Source organism: Streptomyces sp. S063 (assembly GCF_002832675.1).
GTDB classification, from domain to species: Bacteria; Actinomycetota; Actinomycetes; order Streptomycetales; family Streptomycetaceae; genus Streptomyces; species Streptomyces sindenensis.
This window is the reverse complement of sequence record NZ_CP021707.1, coordinates 5393962-5412746: the sequence shown is the minus strand read 5'-3', so window position 1 is coordinate 5412746 and position 18785 is coordinate 5393962. Positions and strand designations below refer to the sequence as shown.

Sequence of the window (18785 nt, the reverse complement as noted above, 5' to 3'; positions counted from 1 at the left end):
CTCCCAGCGCCGGGAGAAGCGGCCCTCGGGCGTACGACCGCCGTTGAGGGAGCTCCTCCCGGCTGTGCCTCGTCAGCCGACCTTGACCCATTTCGCTTCGGAGGGGATGCCGTCGGTGTCCGTGACGAAGAGCATGTACCAGCCGGGCGGCACCAGGGTGGGATCGTCCGGCACGGTCACGCTCAGCTTGCCGCCGGCCTTCTTCAGCCCCAGCTCGATGGAGCGCTGCTCCACGTCGGTGGTGTGGGTGACGGCGCTCGGGCGCATGAGCCGGGCGGTGGCGATCCGGTCCGCGTCGGCGCTCTCGTAGGTGACCGTCGTGCCGCGCTCCGCGTTCTCGGGGCCGTTCCCGATCACCGGGCGCTTGTCCTTGCCGCGGTGCAGGGCGGGCGGGGTGTAGACCTCCATGCGCTGCTCGAACTTGCCGAGCTTGGTGTTGTCCTTGTCGTCGTAGAGCGAGTCGGAGCCGAAGGTGGCGACCCGTCCGTCGGGCAGCAGCAGCGCCTCGGAGTGGTAGTTGCGGCCCACGGTCGGCGCGGCGGCTTCCTTGAAGGTGTTGGTCTTCGGGTCGTACGTCTGCGACTTGAGGATGTTGCTGGCACTGCGCCCCCGGTAGTCCTCGGATCCGCCCGTGGTGAAGACGGTGTCGTCGGGCATGATCACGCTGTTCAGGTAGCGGGTGCCCTGCGGCAGGTCGGGGCCGGGCTTGAAGGCCGGGCTGGCCTCCTTCAGGTCGATGACGGCCGTGCGGGCCGTGGACTTCTTGGACTCACCGACCCCGCCGCCGCCCAGCACCATCACCTTCTGGTCCTGCACGGGCGGCAGCATCAGCGAGGCCGCCGTCTCCAGCTGGTCGGTATCGGTGAGGCCGGGAACCTTGGTGAAGGTGTTCTTCTTGATGTCCCAGATCCCGGGCTCGCGCCCCTTGTCCGCCGGGCCGTAACCGGCGTTCGCGCCCGGGTAGAAGAGCTTGCCGCCCTTGGTCAGGAAGAGCGCCGGGTAGGTCGGGAAGTACTGGAAGGGGCCCTCGGACCACTTCTTGGTCTTCGGGTCGTAGATCTCGTTGTCGCCCGGCAGGATCGCGCCGACGTCGTCGAGGCCGGAGACGGAGAGCACCCGGCCGTCCTCCAGGCCGACGAGCGTCGGATACCAGCGGGCCTCCTTCATGGGGTCGACCTTGATGTACTTCTCCGCCGTCGGGTCGAACTCGTAGGCGGCCCGGATCCCCTGGAAGTCCTGCTTGTCCATGGTGATCTTCTCGGCGAGGCCGTAGGAGTTGTCGGCCTCCTTGCCCTTCAGCCCGACGATCTCGTACTGGGCGGCATCCGTGGTCACCGCGTCCGGCCCCTCGTCCACCGCCTCGACGAAGACGCGCTGCTCGGCGGCGGTCACCTTGGTCTTCCACGGCTTCATCTGGCCGTTCTCGAAGTAGTCGACCTCGAACTCGCGCTTCGCCTTGGGCACGGTGACGTCGAACGTGGCCCGGTACTCGACGCCCGACGGCGAGCGGAAGACCGTGCCCTTCTTGAGCTTCAGCGGCTTGTCCGGGTTCTCGTTCTTGACCCGCATCCCGCCGCCGGCCCGCTTCACCTTGTCATCGAGCACCTCGTAGCGGGCGGTGCCGCCCGCGATCAGGAGGCGGCCGTCGGGGAGCTGGGCGTGGCCCCCGCAGAAGAAGTCCTCGGGGTCGGGATCTTCTGGAAGGTGTTCTCGGCCGGATCCCACAGCACGGTGTCGAAGGTGCCCGCGTCGAAGTGCTTCTCGTCGTTGCCGGAGCCCGCGACGATCAGCACCTTCCCGGTGTGCAGGAGCGCCGCGTGGATCGCGTTGGTGCGGTACTCCTTCGGGATGTTCACCCGCTCCCAGGAGCCGTACTCCGCTTTGTACGCCGGCTGGTCGATCTTGTACGCGTGGTACCTGTCCTCGGCGAAGGAGAGCGCGGCGGGGGCGTTCAGCCCGGCGAGCAGTACCACCGCGCCGCCGCCCAGGAGTGTCTTCTTCATCCTCTTCGAGGGCCGGTAGGCCATGGCTCAGTTCCCTCCTGCGGTGGTGGTGGCGGTGGTGCCGGCGCCCGCCGTGGTGGTCGGTGACGGGGCGGAGGCCGTCGTCGTGGTGACGTACGCCGGTTCGGGCGGCGGGGGCGTCGGCACGGGGACGGCGCGCGCGGCCTCGGCGCGCTTGTCCTGCCGGACGGTCCAGGCCCAGACGACGACCGGGGAGAGGGATATCGCGAGACCCAGCGTCGCCCAGGTGCGCATCGCGACGTGGGTGTGGTCGAGATACACCGACGCCGCGAGCGAGGACAGCAGGACCGCCGCCCAGAAGAGGTGGATACGGAAGGTGAGCAGCCGGTCCGGGGAGGCCTGGCCGCCCTTGGGGGTGACGACGAACCGGCCGTCGGTGCGCAGCACGGCGGAGCCGAGGGACTTCAGGTAGATCGGCGCGGAGAGCGCGGACATGGCCATGCCCGCGAGGCCGCCCGAGCCCTCGGGCTCGTGCGGCGAGACGTTGTGGCGGCGGTTCCAGAGGTACAGCCCGATCTGGAGGGCGGCGGCGTCGCTGTAGAGCATCAGCCAGATGGAGGCGGCGACCTGGGTGCCGGACGCGCCGAACCAGAGGAACAGCACACAGCTCAGAATGCCGAGAAGCCAGTTGACGGCGGTCATCGGGTAGTAGACGAGCATCAGCGTGTAGCTGAGGAGGCGGCCGGGGGGCACCCGGAAGAGCGCCTTGCCGTACTGCTTGAACAGCGTCTCGTACGTCCCCCTCGACCAGCGCAGCTGCTGGGTGAAGAAGTCCGTCCAGGAGGCGGGCCCCTCGCCCACGGCGAGCACGTCGGGGGTGTAGACGGAACGCCAGTAGCGCCCGGTGCGCGGGTTGCGGCGGCGGTGGATCTCGAAGCCGGTGGCCATGTCCTCGGTGATCGAGTCGTACAGGCCGCCGACCTGCCGCAGCGCGGCGATGCGCACGACGTTGTTGGTGCCGACGAACATCGGGGCGCCGTAGCGGTTGCCCGCGCGCTGGATCAGGGCGTGGAAGAGGAACTGCTGCGACTCGGCGGCCTTGGTGACGGCCGAGTCGTAGTTCCCGTAGACCTGCGGCCCGACGACGAAGGCGACGTCCGGGTCGCGGAAGTAGCCCATCATCCGCTCCAGGAAGTTGGGCATGGGCACGTGGTCGGTGTCGACGGAGGCGAAGAAGTCGTAGTCACCGCCGTGCAGGGCGATCCAGGCGTTGTAGTTGCCGTGCTTGGTCTTCGCCTTGTGGGCGCCCTTGTCGCGGTTCCACTCGGGGACACCGCGCCGGGTGAAGTGGTGGACGCCGAGCTCCGCGCAGAGCATCCGGGCGCCGGGGTCGTCGCCCTCGTCGAGCAGCCAGACGTCCAGCGGACCGGGGTGTTCGAGCTGTACGGCGCCCTTGAGGGTGGCGCGGACCATGGAGAGCGGTTCCTTGCCGGGGACGTACGTGGTCAGGAAGGCGACCCGGGTGCCGCGCTCGGGCGTCACCGGGACCGGGTCCCGCGCGACGAGGGTGGCGTGCGCGATGGAGACCACGTTGACCAGCATGAACAGCTCGATCAGGGCGATCGACACCAGCATCACGGTGTCGGCGACGACCAGCCAGCGTTCCCCGTTCTCCCGGTCGGTCCAGTGCGTGGGCCAGACCAGGTAGAGCAGGAGGATGCCGGTGAGCACGGGGGCGAGCGCCATCAGCAGGACGGCTCTTATTCGGTGCTTCTCCGTCGAGAGCAGGCTCTTGTACCGCACCCGGTACCCCGTCGGTTCCGGCTCCGTGAGCGGACCCGCGAGCCGGCTGTAGGTGTCGTAGTCGTAGCCCTCCGACCGCACCGTGCCTCCCACTGTCGAACGGGTTGATATCCCCACAGAAGGGGACAGCTAACGGCGTGTCGACCTGACAGGTCCGAGTGAGGGGTTTTTGGTCCGGGACCGGAAAAGCCCCCGGCCGTGTGGCGCCGGGGGCTTTTCGGGTGAACGCGCGACGGGCCGCGCGGACGGTGCGGCAGAGGGTCAGGAGCCCCCGAGATACCGCTCCACGGTCTCGACCTTCGAGGTCAGACCGTCGGTGACACCGGGCCGGATGTCGGCCTTCAGTACCAGGGAGACGCGGCCGGCGCGGGCCTCGACGGCGGCCACGGCGCGCTTGACGACGTCCATGACCTCGTCCCACTCCCCCTCGACGGAGGTGAACATCGCGTCGGTCCTGTTGGGCAGCCCGGACTCCCGGACGACCCGTACGGCGTCGGCGACGTACTCCCCGACGTCCTCACCGACGCCGAGCGGCGAGACCGAGAACGCGACGATCATGCGCTGACCGTACCCTCGCGGCGGGCGCGGGCGGCGATGACGCCGTCGGCCTCGTACTGCTTGAGGAGCTTGTCGCCGTAGAGGCCGCCGAAGGGGATGACGGCGAGGAGGAAGAAGAGCGCGACACGCTTGAGCGGCCACTTGGCCTTGACCCAGACGTCCAGCAGGAACACGACGTAGATCGTGAAGAGGACGCCGTGGATCATGCCGAGGGGCGGCATGAGGAAGTCGATGTCCGAAACGCGCATGAGCAACGAGCCGAAAATGAGGAGCGCCGGGAAGGAGAGCGCCTCGGGAAGCGAGATGAGGCGCAGCCGGTGCAGGGCGGAAGCGGTCTTGATGTCCACGGGGGCACCTTCGGTGGGAGGGGGCGTGCGGGCTTGTGAACGCGGGCACAAGCCGCCCCCATTGTGGCATCGCGCGGGTACACCCCCGGAGCCGGGGGCGGTCGCGGGGCACGGCCGCGCGTATCACCGCATATCAGGGCCGGTCCGGGTACGCATCAGGGGCACAACGGTTCCGTATGGCCTGGTACAGGGGCGGGGCGGCGGGCTACCTTCGGGGCGTGGCGATGTTCCGACTCCAAGGCAGCAAGACGCTCGCCGTCGATCTGGCCGGCGATTCCGTCAAGGCGAAGAACGGATCGATGGTCGCGTACGACGGCCGGATGACCTTCAAGAAGATGACCGGCGGCGGTGAGGGGCTGCGCGGCATGGTGACGCGCCGGCTGACCGGCGAGCAGATGACCGTGATGGAGGTGTCCGGGCAGGGCACCTGCTACTTCGCCGACCGGGCGAGCGAGATCAACCTGGTCTCCCTGCACGGCGACAAGCTGTACGTGGAGGCGAGCAATCTGCTGGCCACCGACGCCGGGCTGCGCACGGGCACCACGTTCACCGGGGTGCGGGGCGGGGCGAGCGGCAACGGGCTGTTCACCACCACGGTGGAGGGCACCGGACAGGCGGCGATCATGTCGGACGGGGCGGCGGTGCTGCTGCGGGTGTCGCCGCAGTACCCGCTGATGGTCGACCCCGGCGCGTACATCGCCCACCAGGGCAATCTGCGCCAGCAGCTCCAGAGCGGGGTGAACTTCCGGACGCTGATGGGCGAGGGTTCGGGCGAGGCGTTCCAGATGCGGTTCGAGGGCGACGGTCTGGTCTACGTGCAGCCGAGCGAGCGCAACACCGTCGGGGGTGATGTCTGATGCCGTTCCGTGAGATCAATTCCAAGATGGTCGAGGCCACGCTCGCCCCGGGCCAGAAGCTCTTCAGCCAGCGCGGCGCGATGCTGGCGTACCGGGGCGAGGTGTCCTTCACCCCGAACATCCAGGGCGGCCAGGGCGGCCTCGCGTCGATGATCGGCCGCCGGGTGGCGGGCGAGGCGACGCCGCTGATGACGGTCGAGGGGTCGGGCACGGTGATGTTCGGCCACGGCGGCCACCACATCCAGGTGATCAACCTGTCCGGCGACACCCTGTACGTGGAGGCGGACCGGCTCCTCGCCTTCGACGGGACGCTCCAGCAGGGCACGATGTTCATGGGCTCGCAGGGCGGGGTGATGGGCATGGTGCGCGGCCAGGTGACCGGCCAGGGCCTGTTCACCACCACGCTCAAGGGCCACGGCGCGGTCGCGGTGATGGCGCACGGCGGGGTGATCGAGCTGCCGATCGCCCCGGGCCGGGACGTCCATGTGGACCCGCAGGCCTATGTCGCCCACCACGGGGAGGTCCGCAACAAGCTGTCCACGGCGGTCGGCTGGCGGGACATGGTGGGGCGGGGCTCCGGCGAGGCGTTCCAGCTGGAGCTGAGCGGGAGCGGTGCGGTGTACGTCCAGGCGTCGGAGGAGAAGCTGTGAGCGCGCCGGTGATCGAGGAGAAGTCGTGAGCACCCCTGTGATCTTCGATCCGATGACGCTGCCGTCGGACGACAACGTCAACTCCTACACCTTCTGCGTGGAGCTCAAGGGGAGCCGGTGGTTCCTTCAGAAGGGCAAGATGATCGCCTACTACGGGCAGATCGACTTCGACGGGATCGGGCACGGCCGGTTCGAGCGGCTGGTGCGCACGAGCTTCCATTCGCCGCTGCACGCGAGCGACTGGGTGGTGGCGGAGGGCAGCGGGAAGATGCTGCTGGCCGACCGGGCCTTCGATGTGAACTCCTTCGACCTGGACGACGGAAACCTGACGATCCGGTCCGGGAACCTGCTGGCGTACGAGCCCTCGCTCGCGCTGAAGCAGTCGATCGTGCCGGGGTTCGTGACGCTGATCGGCACGGGGAAGTTCGTGGCCGCGTCCAACGGTCCGGTGGTCTTCATGGAGCCGCCGCTGCGGGTGGACCCTCAGGCGCTGGTGGGGTGGGCCGACTGCCCCTCCCCCTGCCACCACTACGACCACGGGTACATGACGGGCGTGATGGGCGGAATCCGGTCACTGACGGGGGTCGGCGGGACGTCGGGCGAGGAGCACCAGTTCGAGTTCGTCGGGGCGGGCACGGTGCTGCTCCAGTCGTCCGAGGCGCTGATGGCGGAGCAGGCGACCGGCTTCGTACCGAACGAGCCGGGGGTCCCGGGCGGCGGGGGTCAGCACGGCTCCGCCCCGCGCATGCCCGGCCAGCTGGGGGACCTCCAGCGTCGCTTCGGCTTGTGAGCGGTAGTCTGCGGAGTGTGACGTCGAACGTCTGCGCCGGTTGTCACACTCCTCAGACCTCCCCATTTCGTCCGGCTTTCAACTTCTTAGGTAGAATCCATATATGGAGACCGAGACGGCCACCCGCTGGCTGAGCGACGCGGAGCAGTGCGCCTGGCGCACCCACCTGGACGTCAGCAGGCTGCTGATGCACCAGCTGGAGAAGGACCTCCAGCCGTTCGGCCTGACCATGAACGACTACGAGATCCTGGTCAACCTCTCCGAGTCGGACGACCAGCGGATGCGGATGAGCGACCTCGCCGCCGCCACCCTCCAGTCCAAGAGCCGGCTCTCGCACCAGATCACCCGCATGGAGACCGCCGGGCTCGTACGGCGTACGCACTGCGAGTCGGACCGGCGCGGCCTCTTCGCGGTCCTCACCGAGCACGGCGCGGAGACCATGCGGAAGGTCTCCCCGCACCACGTCGAATCGGTGCGGCAGCACTTCATCGACCTGCTGTCCCCCGAGGCGCTGAGCGAACTGCACGCGGCGCTGACACCGATCGCGGAACACCTGCGCGGCAAGCGCGGCAAGCTGTAGCGGCTCCGGGGCCACCAGGGCCTTCGCCCCCGCCGCCCCGGCCCGGGCGTGGCAGGGCCCCGCACCCGCCGCCTCAGGCCGGGCGCGGCAGCCACAGCCGGAAGGCGGCGCCGCCCTCGGCCGCCCGGTGCACCGTCAGCGTTCCGCCGTGGCGGGCGGCGACGTCCCGGGCGATGGCGAGGCCCAGGCCGGCGCCGCCGTCGTCCCGGCTGCGGGCGTCGTCGAGCCGGACGAACCGTTCGAAGATCCGCTCCCGCTCGTCCTCGGGTACGCCGGCCCCGTCGTCCCGGACCTCGACCCGCACCCCTCGCCCGTCGGCCGCCACCGACACCGCGACTCTGCCTTCGGCATGCCGCTGGGCGTTGTCCAGCAGATTGCCGATCACCCGGGACAGCTGACCGCGCGACCCGGTCACCTCGAACACGCCGCCCTCCCGGGTCTCCACCGCCACCGCGATCCGGTCCCCGGTCCGCTGCGACACCTCCTCGCGGACCAGCGCGCCCAGCTCGACCGTCCCGCCACCGGGCTTCTCCCCCGCGTCCAGCCGGGCCAGCAGCAGCAGATCCGCCGCCAGCACCTGGAGCCGTACGGTGTCGGCGACCGCGCCCGGGAGGTCCAGCAGCTCCGGATGGGCCTCGGCCACCTCCAGCTGGGTGCGGAGCGAGGCGATCGGGGAACGCAGCTCGTGCGAGGCGTCCGCCACGAACCGCCGCTGCCGCTCCACGGACGCCTCCAGAACGGTCAGCGTCTCGTTCGTCGTCCGGGCCAGGGCCGCGATCTCGTCCCGCGAATCGGGCTCCGGCACCCGGCGGGCCAGGTCCTCGGACGCGGTGATGGCCGCCATCTCGCGGCGGATGCCCTCGACCGGGCGCAGCGCCCGGCGCGTCACCAGCCAGGTCACCCCGGCGACGACCACCAGCAGCACCGGCAGCCCGGTCAGCATGGCCCCGCGCACCGTGTCCACGGCTTCCTGCTCGGCGGCGAGCGGGGCGCCCGCGTACACGGTGAGGGTCACGCCGTCGGGGGTGGTCGCCTCGACGGCCGCGAAGCGGTAGTCGGCGGTGGTGCGGTCCACGGTGGCGGTGCCGTCGGAGAAGTCCGGGTCGTCGGAGGAGACCTCGCCCCGGCCCGGGCGGCTGCGGTCGTCGTCCCCGTCGTCGCCCCCGTCCCCGTCCCCGTCGTCGTCATCGTCGTCGGGTGCCGGAGTGGCCCCGGCCGAGGCCGAGGGGACGGGGGTGACGCCCGTCGCACCGGTGCCGGTGACGGCCCGCAGGTCCTTGGAGACGAGGACGACCCGGTCCTCCTCGTCGATCACCTGGACCGGGTGGTCCTCCTCGTCGTCCGGCTCCACGTCCGCGTACGGCGTGCCCGTGGCCAGCGCCCCGGCCACCTCGCGGGCCGCCACCTCGGCCTGGAGGTCCGCCTGGCCGATCAGGTTGGCCCGCAGCACCAGGAGCACGGCGAGACCGGCCCCGATCAGGGCGACGGCGACGACCAGGGTGGCCCCGAGGGCAGCCCTGGCCCGGACGGACCTCACTTCGCCTCCAGCCGGTAGCCGGCGCCGCGTACGGTGCGGATGGTGGCGGCGCCCAACTTGCGGCGCAGGGTGGAGACGTAGACCTCGACGATGTTCGGATCGCCGTCGTAGGCGAAGTCCCACACGTGCTCCAGGATCTCCGCCTTGCTGACCACCTGCCCGGCGCGCAGGGCGAGTTGCTCCAGCACGGCGAACTCCTTCGCGGTCAGGGGGATTTCGTCGTCGCCGCGGATCACCCGGCGAGCGGCGGTGTCGATGCGCAGGGGGCCGACGGTCAGGACGGGCGCGGCGGTTTTGGCCCCGCGCCGGCGCAGCAGGGCACGGACTCGGGCGACGAGGACGACGTAGCTGAAGGGCTTGGTCAGATAGTCGTCGGCGCCGGTGTCCAGGCCCTCGGCCTCGTCGTACTCGCCGTCCTTGGCGGTCAGCATGAGGATGGGCACCTCGTGTCCGGCGGCGCGCAGGTGGGAGCAGACGCGGTAGCCGTTCATGCCGGGCAGCATGATGTCGAGGATCACCAGGTCGTAGCCGCCCTCGCTCGCCCGGTGCAGCCCCTCCAGGCCGTCGTGCACGACATCCACGGCGAAGCCCTCGGCGGTGAGTCCCCCGGCCAGGGACACCGCGAGGCGCTTCTCGTCCTCCACGATCAACAGGCGCATGCGCACAGCCTCGCAAACTCCACCTGAAGAAGCCTTCAGGTGGCTTCAGGCTGCGTTCAGCATCGGGTCGGCAGTGTGGGCCCCGTCAACCAGCACAGCACAGCAGCTCTCGGGGAGGAACCTCATGAAGCGCAACGTCACCATCGCGGCGATCACCGCGGCCGTTCTGATCGGCGGCACCACCGCCGCCACCGTCGCCTTCGCGGACAGCGACGGGGACCGCGACCGCACGTCCGCCGGGTCCGCCGGGTCCGCCGGGTCCGCCGGGTCCGTGAGCCTCGCCGACGACGACCGGGACGACCGTACGGACGACGCTTCCGACGACCGCGCGGACGACCGGGCCCCGGCCGCCGCGAAGAGCGCCCGGATCGCCCTCGACCAGGCGGTCGCCGCCGCGCTGAAGAGCGTCCCGGGCACGGTCACCGAGGCCGAGCTGGACGAGGACGACGACGACCACGACGGCCGGGCCGTCTGGGAGCTGGACGTCCGGGGCTCCGACAAGAAGTGGCACGACGTGACGGTGGACGCCACCAACGGCAAGGTCCTGAAGACCCGCGACGACGACAACGACGACCGCGACCGCCACGCGCCCCGCTCCTCGGCCGTCACCCTGGACCGGGCGGCGGCAGCGGCCCTGAAGACCGCGCCGGGCACCGTCACGTCGATCGACCTGGACGACGATGACGACGATGACGACGACAACGGCCGCCGGGGCCAGGTCCTGCGCTGGGACGTCGACATCGCGGGCAAGGACGGCAAGCAGCACGAACTGCGCGTGGACGCCCAGACCGGCAAGGTCACCGTGGACCGCGACGACGACGGCGACGACGGCGACCGTGACGACCACCGCGACGACCGGGACGGCGACGACGACTGACGGGAGCCCGCACGCGGCCCCGTACACGGGAAGGGCCCCCTGAGCGCACGGGAAGGCCCCCTGAGCGGCACACATCCGCTCAGGGGGCCTTCAGCGCACGCTCAGAGGCTCAGGAGGCCTCGGTGAGACCCGCCACCAGCTCGTCCGCCGCCGCGTACGGGTCCAGGCTCCCCGCCACGATGCGTTCGGCCAGGGCGTGCAGGCGGCGGTCACCGCGGAGGTCGGCGATCCTCTCGCGGAGCGCGGTGACCGCGATCGACTCGACCTCGTGGGCGGCGCGGGCCGTGCGGCGTTCGGCCAGGACGCCGTGCTCCTCCATCCAGGCCCGGTGCTTCTCCAGGGCCTCGACGACCTCGTCGGTGCCCTGGCCCCGGGCCGCGACCGTCTTCACGATCGGGGGGCGCCAGTCGCCGGGGCCCCGGGACTCCCCCAGGCCCAGCATGTGGTTCAGCTCGCGGGCGGTGGCGTCGGCGCCGTCGCGGTCGGCCTTGTTGACCACGTACACATCGCCGATCTCCAGGATTCCGGCCTTCGCCGCCTGGATGCCGTCGCCCATGCCCGGGGCGAGCAGCACGACGGAGGTGTCGGCCTGCGAGGCGATCTCCACCTCGGACTGGCCGACGCCGACCGTCTCGACGAGGACCACGTCGCAGCCCGCCGCGTCCAGGACGCGGATGGCCTGCGGGGCGGCCCAGGCGAGACCGCCGAGGTGGCCCCGGGTCGCCATCGAGCGGATGTAGACGCCGGGGTCGGACGCGTGGTCCGACATCCGGACCCGGTCGCCCAGCAGCGCCCCGCCGGAGAACGGCGAGGACGGGTCGACGGCGAGCACGCCGACCCGCTTGCCCGCCCGGCGGTAGGCGGAGACCAGGGCCGAGGTGGAGGTGGACTTGCCGACGCCCGGCGAGCCCGTGAGGCCGACGACGTACGCATGACCCGCCAGCGGGGCCAGTGCCGCCATCACCTCACGGAGCTGCGGGGACGCCCCCTCCACCAGCGAGATCAGCCGGGCCACCGCGCGCGGCCTGCCTGCTCGCGCCTGCTCGACCAGCGTGGGGACGTCCACGTCCACGTTCACCGCTCCGTTCTCGCCTAGCCTCGTGTCGTTCCGGTGTTACTTGCCCGGGACGCGGATGATCAACGCGTCGCCCTGACCCCCGCCGCCGCAGAGCGCCGCCGCGCCGGTGCCGCCGCCGCGCCGCTTCAGCTCCAGGGCCAGGTGCAGGACGACCCGGGCACCGGACATCCCGATGGGGTGGCCCAGCGCGATCGCGCCGCCGTTGACGTTGACCTTGTCCGAGGTGACGCCCAGGTCCTTCATGGACTGGACGGCGACGGCGGCGAACGCCTCGTTGATCTCGATCAGGTCGAGGTCGTCGACGGTCAGACCGTCCTTCTCCAGGGCGTGCTTGATGGCGTTGGAGGGCTGCGACTGGAGGGAGTTGTCGGGGCCCGCGACGTTTCCGTGGGCACCGATCTCGGCGATCCAGTCGAGGCCCAGCTCCTCGGCCCTGGCCCTGCTCATCACGACGACCGCGGCGGCGCCGTCGGAGATCTGCGAGGAGGTGCCGGCGGTGATCGTGCCGTCCTTGGCGAAGGCGGGGCGCAGCTTGCCGAGGGTCTCCACGGTCGTCTCGGCGCGGATGCCCTCGTCCTTCGAGAAGAGGACCGGGTCGCCCTTGCGCTGCGGGATCTCGACCGGGGTGATCTCCGCCTCGAAGAGACCGTTCTTCTGGGCGGCGGCGGCCCGCTGGTGGGACAGCGCGCCGATCTCGTCCTGGGCGGCGCGGTCGAGGCCGAGGCGGCCGTTGTGCTTCTCGGTGGACTCGCCCATGGGGATGTTCTCGTAGGCGTCGGTGAGACCGTCGTACGCCATCGAGTCCAGCATCTCGATCGCACCGTACTTGTAGCCCTCGCGGGACTTGGGGAGCAGGTGCGGGGCGTTGGTCATGGACTCCTGACCGCCCGCGACCACGACGTCGAACTCCCCGGCGCGGATGAGCTGGTCGGCCAGCGCGATGGCGTCGAGCCCGGACAGACACACCTTGTTGACGGTGAGGGCGGGGACGTTCATCGGGATGCCGGCCTTGATCGCGGCCTGCCGGGCGGGAATCTGGCCCGCGCCGGCCTGGAGCACCTGACCCATGATCACGTACTGGACCTGGTCGCCGCCGATACCGGCCCGGTCCAGCGCGGCCTTGATCGCGACGCCGCCGAGGTCGGCCGCGGAGAAGCTCTTCAGGGAGCCGAGGAGACGGCCCATGGGCGTCCGGGCGCCCGCGACGATCACTGAGGTGGTGGTACCGGTCGTTGCTGGCATGGGCTCGGCCCCTTGGGATCGGATGTGAACGAGGGTTTACCTGAATGTACTGAGCGCTCCCGCGCCCGTCATCCGGCTACCGGTGTGACGGCGCGCACGTTGCGTAACCATGGCGGGAGCGCGGCGGCGGCTCCATGCTGAATCCATGCTGACGCGAATCGATCACATCGGGATCGCCTGTTTCGACCTGGACAAGACGGTGGACTTCTACCGTGCCACGTACGGGTTCGAGGTGTTCCACTCGGAGGTCAACGAGGAGCAGGGGGTCCGCGAGGCCATGCTCAAGATCAACGAGACCTCGGACGGCGGCGCCTCCTACCTCCAGCTGCTGGAGCCCACCCGGGAGGACTCCGCCGTGGGCAAGTGGCTGGCGAAGAACGGTGAAGGCGTGCACCACATCGCCTTCGGCACGGAGGATGTCGACGGGGACGCCGCGGACATCCGCGAGAAGGGCGTCCGGGTGCTGTACGACGAGCCCAGGACGGGGTCCATGGGGTCCCGGATCACGTTCCTGCACCCCAAGGACTGCCACGGTGTCCTCACCGAACTGGTCACGAGCCGGGCGGACCACTGACCGCCGCATACCCGGCCCGGTAGAGTGGGCGGTTCCGGGCCGGGGCCGGGTCGGGGCCGTACCGCGTCCTCGTCGTTTGTCTGTCACCATTCCCCGGGGGACCGCTCGTCGGCGAGCCCCCGTGTGCAGAGTTACGACCAGGGTTGGGGTCTCCCCTGCTCGGAGAAGTTGAGAGCTCGGGGAAGGATGGGACCGCGCAGTGCGGGGCTACGAACGCCAGGAGAGCCACCGAGCTGAAGACGACCATCTCTCGCGGTTCGAAGCCGAGATGGACCGGCTGAAGACCGATCGGGAGAAGGCCGTCCAGCACGCCGAGGACCTCGGCTACCAGGTCGAGGTCTTGCGTGCCAAGCTGCACGAGGCCCGGCGCAATCTCGCGAACCGTCCCGCCTACGACAGCGCGGACATCGGCTACCAGGCCGAGCAGATGCTGCGGAACGCCCAGGCCCAGGCCGAGCAGATGCGCAGCGACGCCGAGCGCGAGCTGCGCGAGGCCCGCGCCCAGACCCAGCGGATCCTCCAGGAGCACGCCGAGCACCAGGCGCGCCTCCAGGCCGAGTTGCACACCGAGGCCGTCCAACGCAGGCAGCGGCTCGACCAGGAGCTGGCGGAGCGCCGCCAGACCGTCGAGTCGCACGTCAACGAGAACGTCGCCTGGGCCGAACAGCTGCGCGCCCGCACCGAGTCGCAGGCCCGCCGGCTGCTGGAGGAGTCCCGCGCCGAGGCCGAACAGGCGCTGGCCGCCGCCCGCGACGAAGCCGCCCGGCTGGCGGAGGAGACCCGGCGGCGGACCGGCTCGGAGGCCGAGGCCGCCCGGGCCGAAGCGGAAGCGATCCTGCTGCGCGCCCGCAAGGACGCCGAGCGGCTGCTCGGGGCCGCCTCCGCCCAGGCGCAGGAGGCCACCAGCCACGCGGAGCAGCTGCGCTCCACCACGACCGCGGAGACCGACCAGGCCCGCCAGCAGACCGCCGAGCTGAACCGCACCGCCGAGCAGCGTCTCGCGGAGGCGGAGACCCGGCTGCGCGAATCCCGCCTGGAGGCCGAGAAGGTCCTCGCCGAGGCGAAGGAGGCCGCCGCCAAGCAGCTGGCCGCCGCCGAGTCGCAGAACGAACAGCGCACCCGTACGGCCAAGTCGGAGATCGCCCGGCTGGTCGGCGAGGCCACCAAAAGCGCCGACACCCTCAAGGAAGAGGCCGAGCAGGCCCTCGCCGACGCCCGCGCCGAGGCGGAGCGGTTGGTGGCGGAGGCGGCCGAGAAGGCCAACACGGCCGCCGCCGAGGACGCCGCCGCCCAGCTCGCCAAGGCCGCCCGCAGCGCCGAGGAGGTGCTCACCAAGGCAGCCGAGGACGCGCGGTCGACGACGAAGGCCGCAAGCGAGGAGGCCGAGCGGATCCGCCGCGAGGCCGAGGCCGAGGCCGACCGGTTGCGCGGCGAGGCGGCGGAGCAGGCCGACGAGCTGAAGGGCGCGGCCAAGGACGACACCAAGGAGTACCGGGCCAGGACGGTCGAGCTCCAGGAGGAGGCCCGCCGGCTGCGCGGCGAGGCCGAGCAGCTGCGCTCCGAGGCGGTCGCCGAGGGCGAGCGGATCCGGGGCGAGGCCCGCCGCGAGGCGGTCCAGCAGCTGGAGGAGGGCGCTCGCACCGCCGAGGAGCTGCTGACCAAGGCCCGCTCCGACGCGGACGAGGTGCGCGCCAAGGCGAACGGCGAGAGCGAGCGCATCCGCGCCGAGGCCGCCGAGCGGGCCGCGACCCTGCGCAAGCAGGCCGAGGAGACGCTGGAGCGCACCCGGACCGAGGCCGACGCGCTGCGGGCCGAGGCCGAGGAGCAGGCGGCGGCCGTCACGGCGGCCGCGGAGGCGGCGGCGGCCGAGCTCCGCGAGGAGACCGAGCGCGGGGTCGCCGCCCGGCAGGCGGAGGCCACCGAAGAGCTGACTCGCCTGCGCACCGAGGCCGAGGCGAAGCTCGCCGCCGCCGAGGAGGCGCTGGGTGAGGCCCGTACCGAGGCCGAGCGGATCCGCCGCGAGACGAACGAGGAGTCGGAGCGGCTGCGCGCGGAGGCCGCCGAGCGGCTGCGGGCGCTGACCGAGCAGGCCGAGACGGAGGCGGAGCGGCTGCGCGACGAGGCCGCCGCGGACGCCGCCCAGTCCCGGGCCGAGGGCGAGAACGTCGCCGTACGGCTGCGGAGCGAGGCGGCCGCCGAGGCGGAGCGGCTCAAGTCCGAGGCGCAGGAGAGCGCCGACCGGGTGCGCGCGGAGGCCGCGGCCGCCGCCGAGCGGGTCGGGGCCGAGGCCGCCGAGGCGCTGGCCGCCGCCCAGGAGGAGGCGACCCGCCGCCGCCGGGAGGCCGAGGAGACCCTCGGCGCCGCCCGGTCCGAGGCCGAGCAGGAGCGGGAGCGGGCCCGCGAGCAGAGCGAGGAGCTGCTCGCCTCCGCCCGCAAGCGGGTCGAGGAGGCGGAGGCCGAGGCGCGCCGGCTGGTCGAGGAGGCGGACGCCCGGGCGACCGAGCTGGTCGCGGCGGCCGAGCAGACCGCGCAGCAGGTACGGGACTCCGTCCAGGGTCTGCACGAGCAGGCCGAGGAGGAGATCACCGGGCTGCGCCTCGCCGCGGACCACGCCGCGGAGCGCACCCGTACCGAGGCGCAGGAGGAGGCGGACCGGGTCCGCGCCGACGCGCACGCGGAGCGGGAGCGGGCCTCGGAGGACGCGGTACGGCTGCGCCGGGAGGCCAACGAGGAGTCGGCCCGGCTCCGGCAGGAGGCGCACGAGGAGACGGAGGCCGCGAAGGCGCTGGCCGAGCGGACGGTCTCCGAGGCGATCACCGAGTCGGAGCGGCTGCGCGCGGACGCCTCCGAGTACAGCCAGCGGATGCGCACCGAGGGGTCCGACGCGCTGGCGTCGGCCGAGCAGGACGCCTCCCGCGCCCGTGCCGAGGCCCGGCAGGACGCCAACCGGATCCGTTCCGAGGCCGCGGCCCAGGCGGACCGGCTGATCGGCGAGGCGACCACCGAGAGCGAACGTATCCGCAACGAGGCCGCCCAGTCCTCCGAGCAGCTCGTCGTCGAGGCCACCACGGAGGCCAACCGCCGCCGCAGCGAGTCCACCGAGAAGGCGGACCGGATGCTGGCCGAGGCGACCGCCGAGTCGGAGCGGCTGCGCAGCGAGGCGGCCGAGCGGCTGGGCTCCGCACAGGAACACGCGGCCCGCGCCCACGAGGAGGCCGAGCGGCTGCGCGCCGACGCGGAGTCGGCGGCGGAGGAGCTGCGCTCGTCGGCCCGCCAGGAGGCGGACCGGGTGCTGGACGAGGCGCGCGAGGCCGCGGCCAAGCGCCGGGCGGACGCGGCCGAGCAGGCGGACCAGCTCATCAACAAGGCGCGGGAGGAGGCGCTGCGTACGGCCACCGAGGCCGAGACGCAGTCCGACACGATGGTCGGCGCGGCCCGCAAGGAGGCCCAGCGGATCACCTCGGAGGCGACCGTCGAGGGCAACACCCTGGTGGAGCGCGCCCGTGCGGACGCGGACGAACTGCTGGTCGGCGCCCGGCGTGACGCGACGCAGATCCGGGAGCGGGCCGAGGAGCTGCGGGCCCGGCTGGAGAGCGAGATCGAGGAGCTGCACGAGCGGGCCCGCCGGGAGACGTCCGAGCAGATGAAGACCGCGGGGGAGCGGGTCGACCATCTGATGAAGGCGGCGACCGAGCAGCGCGACGAGGCCGAGGCGAAGGCCAAGGAGCTGTTGGCGGAGGCCAATTCGGAGGCGAGCAAGGTCCGTATCGCCGCGGTGAAACGGGCCGAGTCGCTGCTGAAGGAGGCCGAGACCAAGAAGGCCGAGCTGATCCGCGAGGCGGAGAAGCTGCGGGCCGAGGCGAAGGCCGAGTCCGAGGCGATGGTCGACGAGGGCAAGCGCGAGCTGGACGTCCTGGTGCGCAGACGCGAGGACATCAATGCGGAGATCTCCCGTGTCCAGGACGTGCTGGAAGCGTTGGAAGGTTTCGAGACTCCGGGCGGGGGCGGGAAACCGGCCGGTGGTTCCGCGGGAGGCGCCAAGGCTCCGGCGGCGGCGGGTACACGGTCGGGGGGCAAGTCGTCCGAGCGGTGACCGTCCACGGTGCCGCGCCTCGTCATGGACATTCAAGCCTTCGAGTGGCAAGCACTCCGGGGGTCAGCCACTCAAAAGGGGTGTCATTCTCCAGATCAAACCGGCATCTTCACGCTGACACGCCGCAATGGCCCCTAGGATTCCCTCTATCACCTCACCGGTCTCATTCGACAGGAACCCCATGAGTGACCCTTCCTCCCCCTTCGGCTTCGAGCACGTGCGCCGTGGCTACGACCGCGGTCAGGTGGACGACCGCATCGCCAAGCTCATCGCGGACCGTGACAGTGCCCTGGCCCGAATCACCTCTCTGGAAAAGCGCATCGAGGAACTGCACCTCGAGACGCAGAACGCACAGGCCCAGGTAAACGAGGCCGAGCCGTCGTACGCCGGTCTCGGCGCCCGTGTCGAGAAGATTCTCCGCCTCGCCGAGGAGGAGGCCAAGGACCTGCGCGAGGAGGCCCGTCGCGCGGCCGAGCAGCACCGCGAGCTCGCCGAGTCGGCCGCCCAGCAGGTGCGCAACGACGCCGAGACGTTCGCCGCCGAGCGCAAGGCCAAGGCCGAGGACGAGGGCGTCCGCATCGTCGAGAAGGCCCAGGGCGAGGCGAACACCCTGCGCGCCGACGCGCAGAAGGACGCCCAGCAGAAGCGCGAGGAGGCCGACGCCCTCTTCGAGGAGACCCGCGCCAAGGCCGCCCAGGCCGCGGCCGACTTCGAGACCAACCTGGCCAAGCGCCGCGAGCAGTCGGAGCGCGACCTCGCGTCCCGTCAGGCCAAGGCCGAGAAGCGTCTCGCCGAGATCGAGCACCGCGCCGAGCAGCTCCGCCTGGAGGCCGAGAAGCTCCGCACGGACGCCGAACGCCGGGCCCGCCAGACGGTGGAGACCGCCCAGCGCCAGGCCGAGGACATCGTCGCCGACGCCAACGCCAAGGCCGACCGGATCCGCAGCGAATCGGAGCGCGAGCTGGCGGCGCTCACCAACCGCCGCGACTCGATCAACGCGCAGCTGACCAACGTCCGCGAGATGCTGGCGACGCTGACCGGCGCCGCCGTGGCCGCCGCCGGCACCCCGGTGGAGGACGAGCCCGCCACCCGCGGCGTCCCGGCCCAGCAGAGCCGCTGATCCCCGCGGTACCGCTACCCCCGTGTGCGCCCGGTTCCGCCTTTGTGGTGGCGCCG

The 18785-nt window shown here is 71.6% G+C and carries 15 protein-coding genes and 1 pseudogene; 8 read left to right on the top strand and 8 right to left on the bottom strand.

The window, feature by feature from the left end; genetic code table 11:
- Positions 1-72 precede the first annotated feature (72 nt).
- From CCZ36_RS25140 to CCZ36_RS25125, 4 genes and pseudogenes are all read right to left on the bottom strand, one after another.
- Positions 73-2027, bottom strand: a pseudogene (locus CCZ36_RS25140) (galactose oxidase-like domain-containing protein).
- A 3-nt stretch (positions 2028-2030) separates the two neighbouring features.
- Entirely contained in the window at positions 2031-3848 is a 1818-nt protein-coding gene (locus tag CCZ36_RS25135; RefSeq protein ID WP_199889593.1) for a glycosyltransferase family 2 protein, read from the bottom strand.
- Between the two features lie 180 nt (positions 3849-4028).
- Positions 4029-4325, bottom strand: coding sequence for an MTH1187 family thiamine-binding protein (locus CCZ36_RS25130; protein ID WP_069736995.1), 297 nt, complete (start codon positions 4323-4325; stop codon positions 4029-4031).
- Positions 4322-4672 (bottom strand): DUF3817 domain-containing protein, encoded by a 351-nt coding sequence (locus CCZ36_RS25125; protein WP_030569041.1) that lies wholly within the window; start codon positions 4670-4672, stop codon positions 4322-4324. The genes CCZ36_RS25130 and CCZ36_RS25125 overlap by 4 nt, the downstream gene beginning before the upstream one ends.
- Before the next feature lie 224 nt (positions 4673-4896).
- Between CCZ36_RS25125 and CCZ36_RS25120 the strand changes: the two genes are divergently transcribed.
- The 4 genes from CCZ36_RS25120 to CCZ36_RS25105 all read left to right on the top strand — a co-directional run bounded on the left by CCZ36_RS25120 (position 4897) and on the right by CCZ36_RS25105 (position 7549).
- A complete protein-coding gene (locus CCZ36_RS25120; RefSeq protein WP_069737035.1) occupies positions 4897-5529 on the top strand; it encodes an AIM24 family protein in 633 nt (210 codons plus the stop codon).
- Complete coding sequence (locus tag CCZ36_RS25115) at positions 5529-6179, top strand: AIM24 family protein (protein ID WP_098007928.1); 651 nt, start codon at positions 5529-5531, stop codon at positions 6177-6179. Before CCZ36_RS25120 ends, CCZ36_RS25115 begins: the two co-directional genes overlap by 1 nt.
- A gap of 25 nt (positions 6180-6204) precedes the next feature.
- Entirely contained in the window at positions 6205-6969 is a 765-nt protein-coding gene (locus tag CCZ36_RS25110; RefSeq protein ID WP_069736997.1) for an AIM24 family protein, read from the top strand.
- Positions 6970-7072: 103 nt separating this feature from the next.
- Positions 7073-7549 carry a MarR family winged helix-turn-helix transcriptional regulator gene (locus tag CCZ36_RS25105; RefSeq protein WP_069736998.1) on the top strand — a complete coding sequence of 159 codons (477 nt, stop codon included), beginning with the start codon at positions 7073-7075 and terminating at the stop codon, positions 7547-7549.
- A 73-nt stretch (positions 7550-7622) separates the two neighbouring features.
- On the opposite strand, the gene CCZ36_RS25100 is transcribed toward CCZ36_RS25105, so the two are convergent.
- Positions 7623-9086, bottom strand: a complete 1464-nt coding sequence (locus CCZ36_RS25100; RefSeq protein ID WP_069742945.1) for a sensor histidine kinase — start codon at positions 9084-9086, stop codon at positions 7623-7625.
- A complete protein-coding gene (locus tag CCZ36_RS25095) occupies positions 9083-9745 on the bottom strand; it encodes a response regulator transcription factor (RefSeq protein ID WP_128818614.1) in 663 nt (220 codons plus the stop codon). Before CCZ36_RS25095 ends, CCZ36_RS25100 begins: the two co-directional genes overlap by 4 nt.
- Positions 9746-9869: 124 nt before the next feature.
- On the opposite strand from CCZ36_RS25095, the gene CCZ36_RS25090 reads away from it, so the two are divergent.
- Positions 9870-10622 (top strand): PepSY domain-containing protein, encoded by a 753-nt coding sequence (locus CCZ36_RS25090; protein ID WP_128818613.1) that lies wholly within the window; start codon positions 9870-9872, stop codon positions 10620-10622.
- A 109-nt stretch (positions 10623-10731) separates the two neighbouring features.
- Here CCZ36_RS25090 and meaB read toward each other — a convergent pair whose 3' ends face one another.
- Positions 10732-11700 (bottom strand): methylmalonyl Co-A mutase-associated GTPase MeaB, encoded by a 969-nt coding sequence (gene meaB / locus CCZ36_RS25085; protein WP_176734613.1) that lies wholly within the window; start codon positions 11698-11700, stop codon positions 10732-10734.
- Between the two features lie 36 nt (positions 11701-11736).
- Positions 11737-12912 (bottom strand): acetyl-CoA C-acetyltransferase, encoded by a 1176-nt coding sequence (locus tag CCZ36_RS25080; protein ID WP_069742942.1) that lies wholly within the window; start codon positions 12910-12912, stop codon positions 11737-11739.
- 175 nt (positions 12913-13087) lie between these two features.
- Here CCZ36_RS25080 and mce point away from each other — a divergent pair, with 175 nt between their 5' ends.
- The 3 genes from mce to CCZ36_RS25065 all read left to right on the top strand — a co-directional run bounded on the left by mce (position 13088) and on the right by CCZ36_RS25065 (position 18729).
- Positions 13088-13516, top strand: coding sequence for a methylmalonyl-CoA epimerase (gene mce, locus CCZ36_RS25075; protein WP_069737003.1), 429 nt, complete (start codon positions 13088-13090; stop codon positions 13514-13516).
- A gap of 199 nt (positions 13517-13715) precedes the next feature.
- Complete coding sequence (scy, locus tag CCZ36_RS25070; RefSeq protein WP_128818612.1) at positions 13716-17609, top strand: polarized growth protein Scy; 3894 nt, start codon at positions 13716-13718, stop codon at positions 17607-17609.
- Positions 17610-17790: 181 nt separating this feature from the next.
- Positions 17791-18729, top strand: a complete 939-nt coding sequence (locus CCZ36_RS25065) for a cellulose-binding protein (RefSeq protein WP_069737005.1) — start codon at positions 17791-17793, stop codon at positions 18727-18729.
- Positions 18730-18785 lie beyond the last annotated feature (56 nt).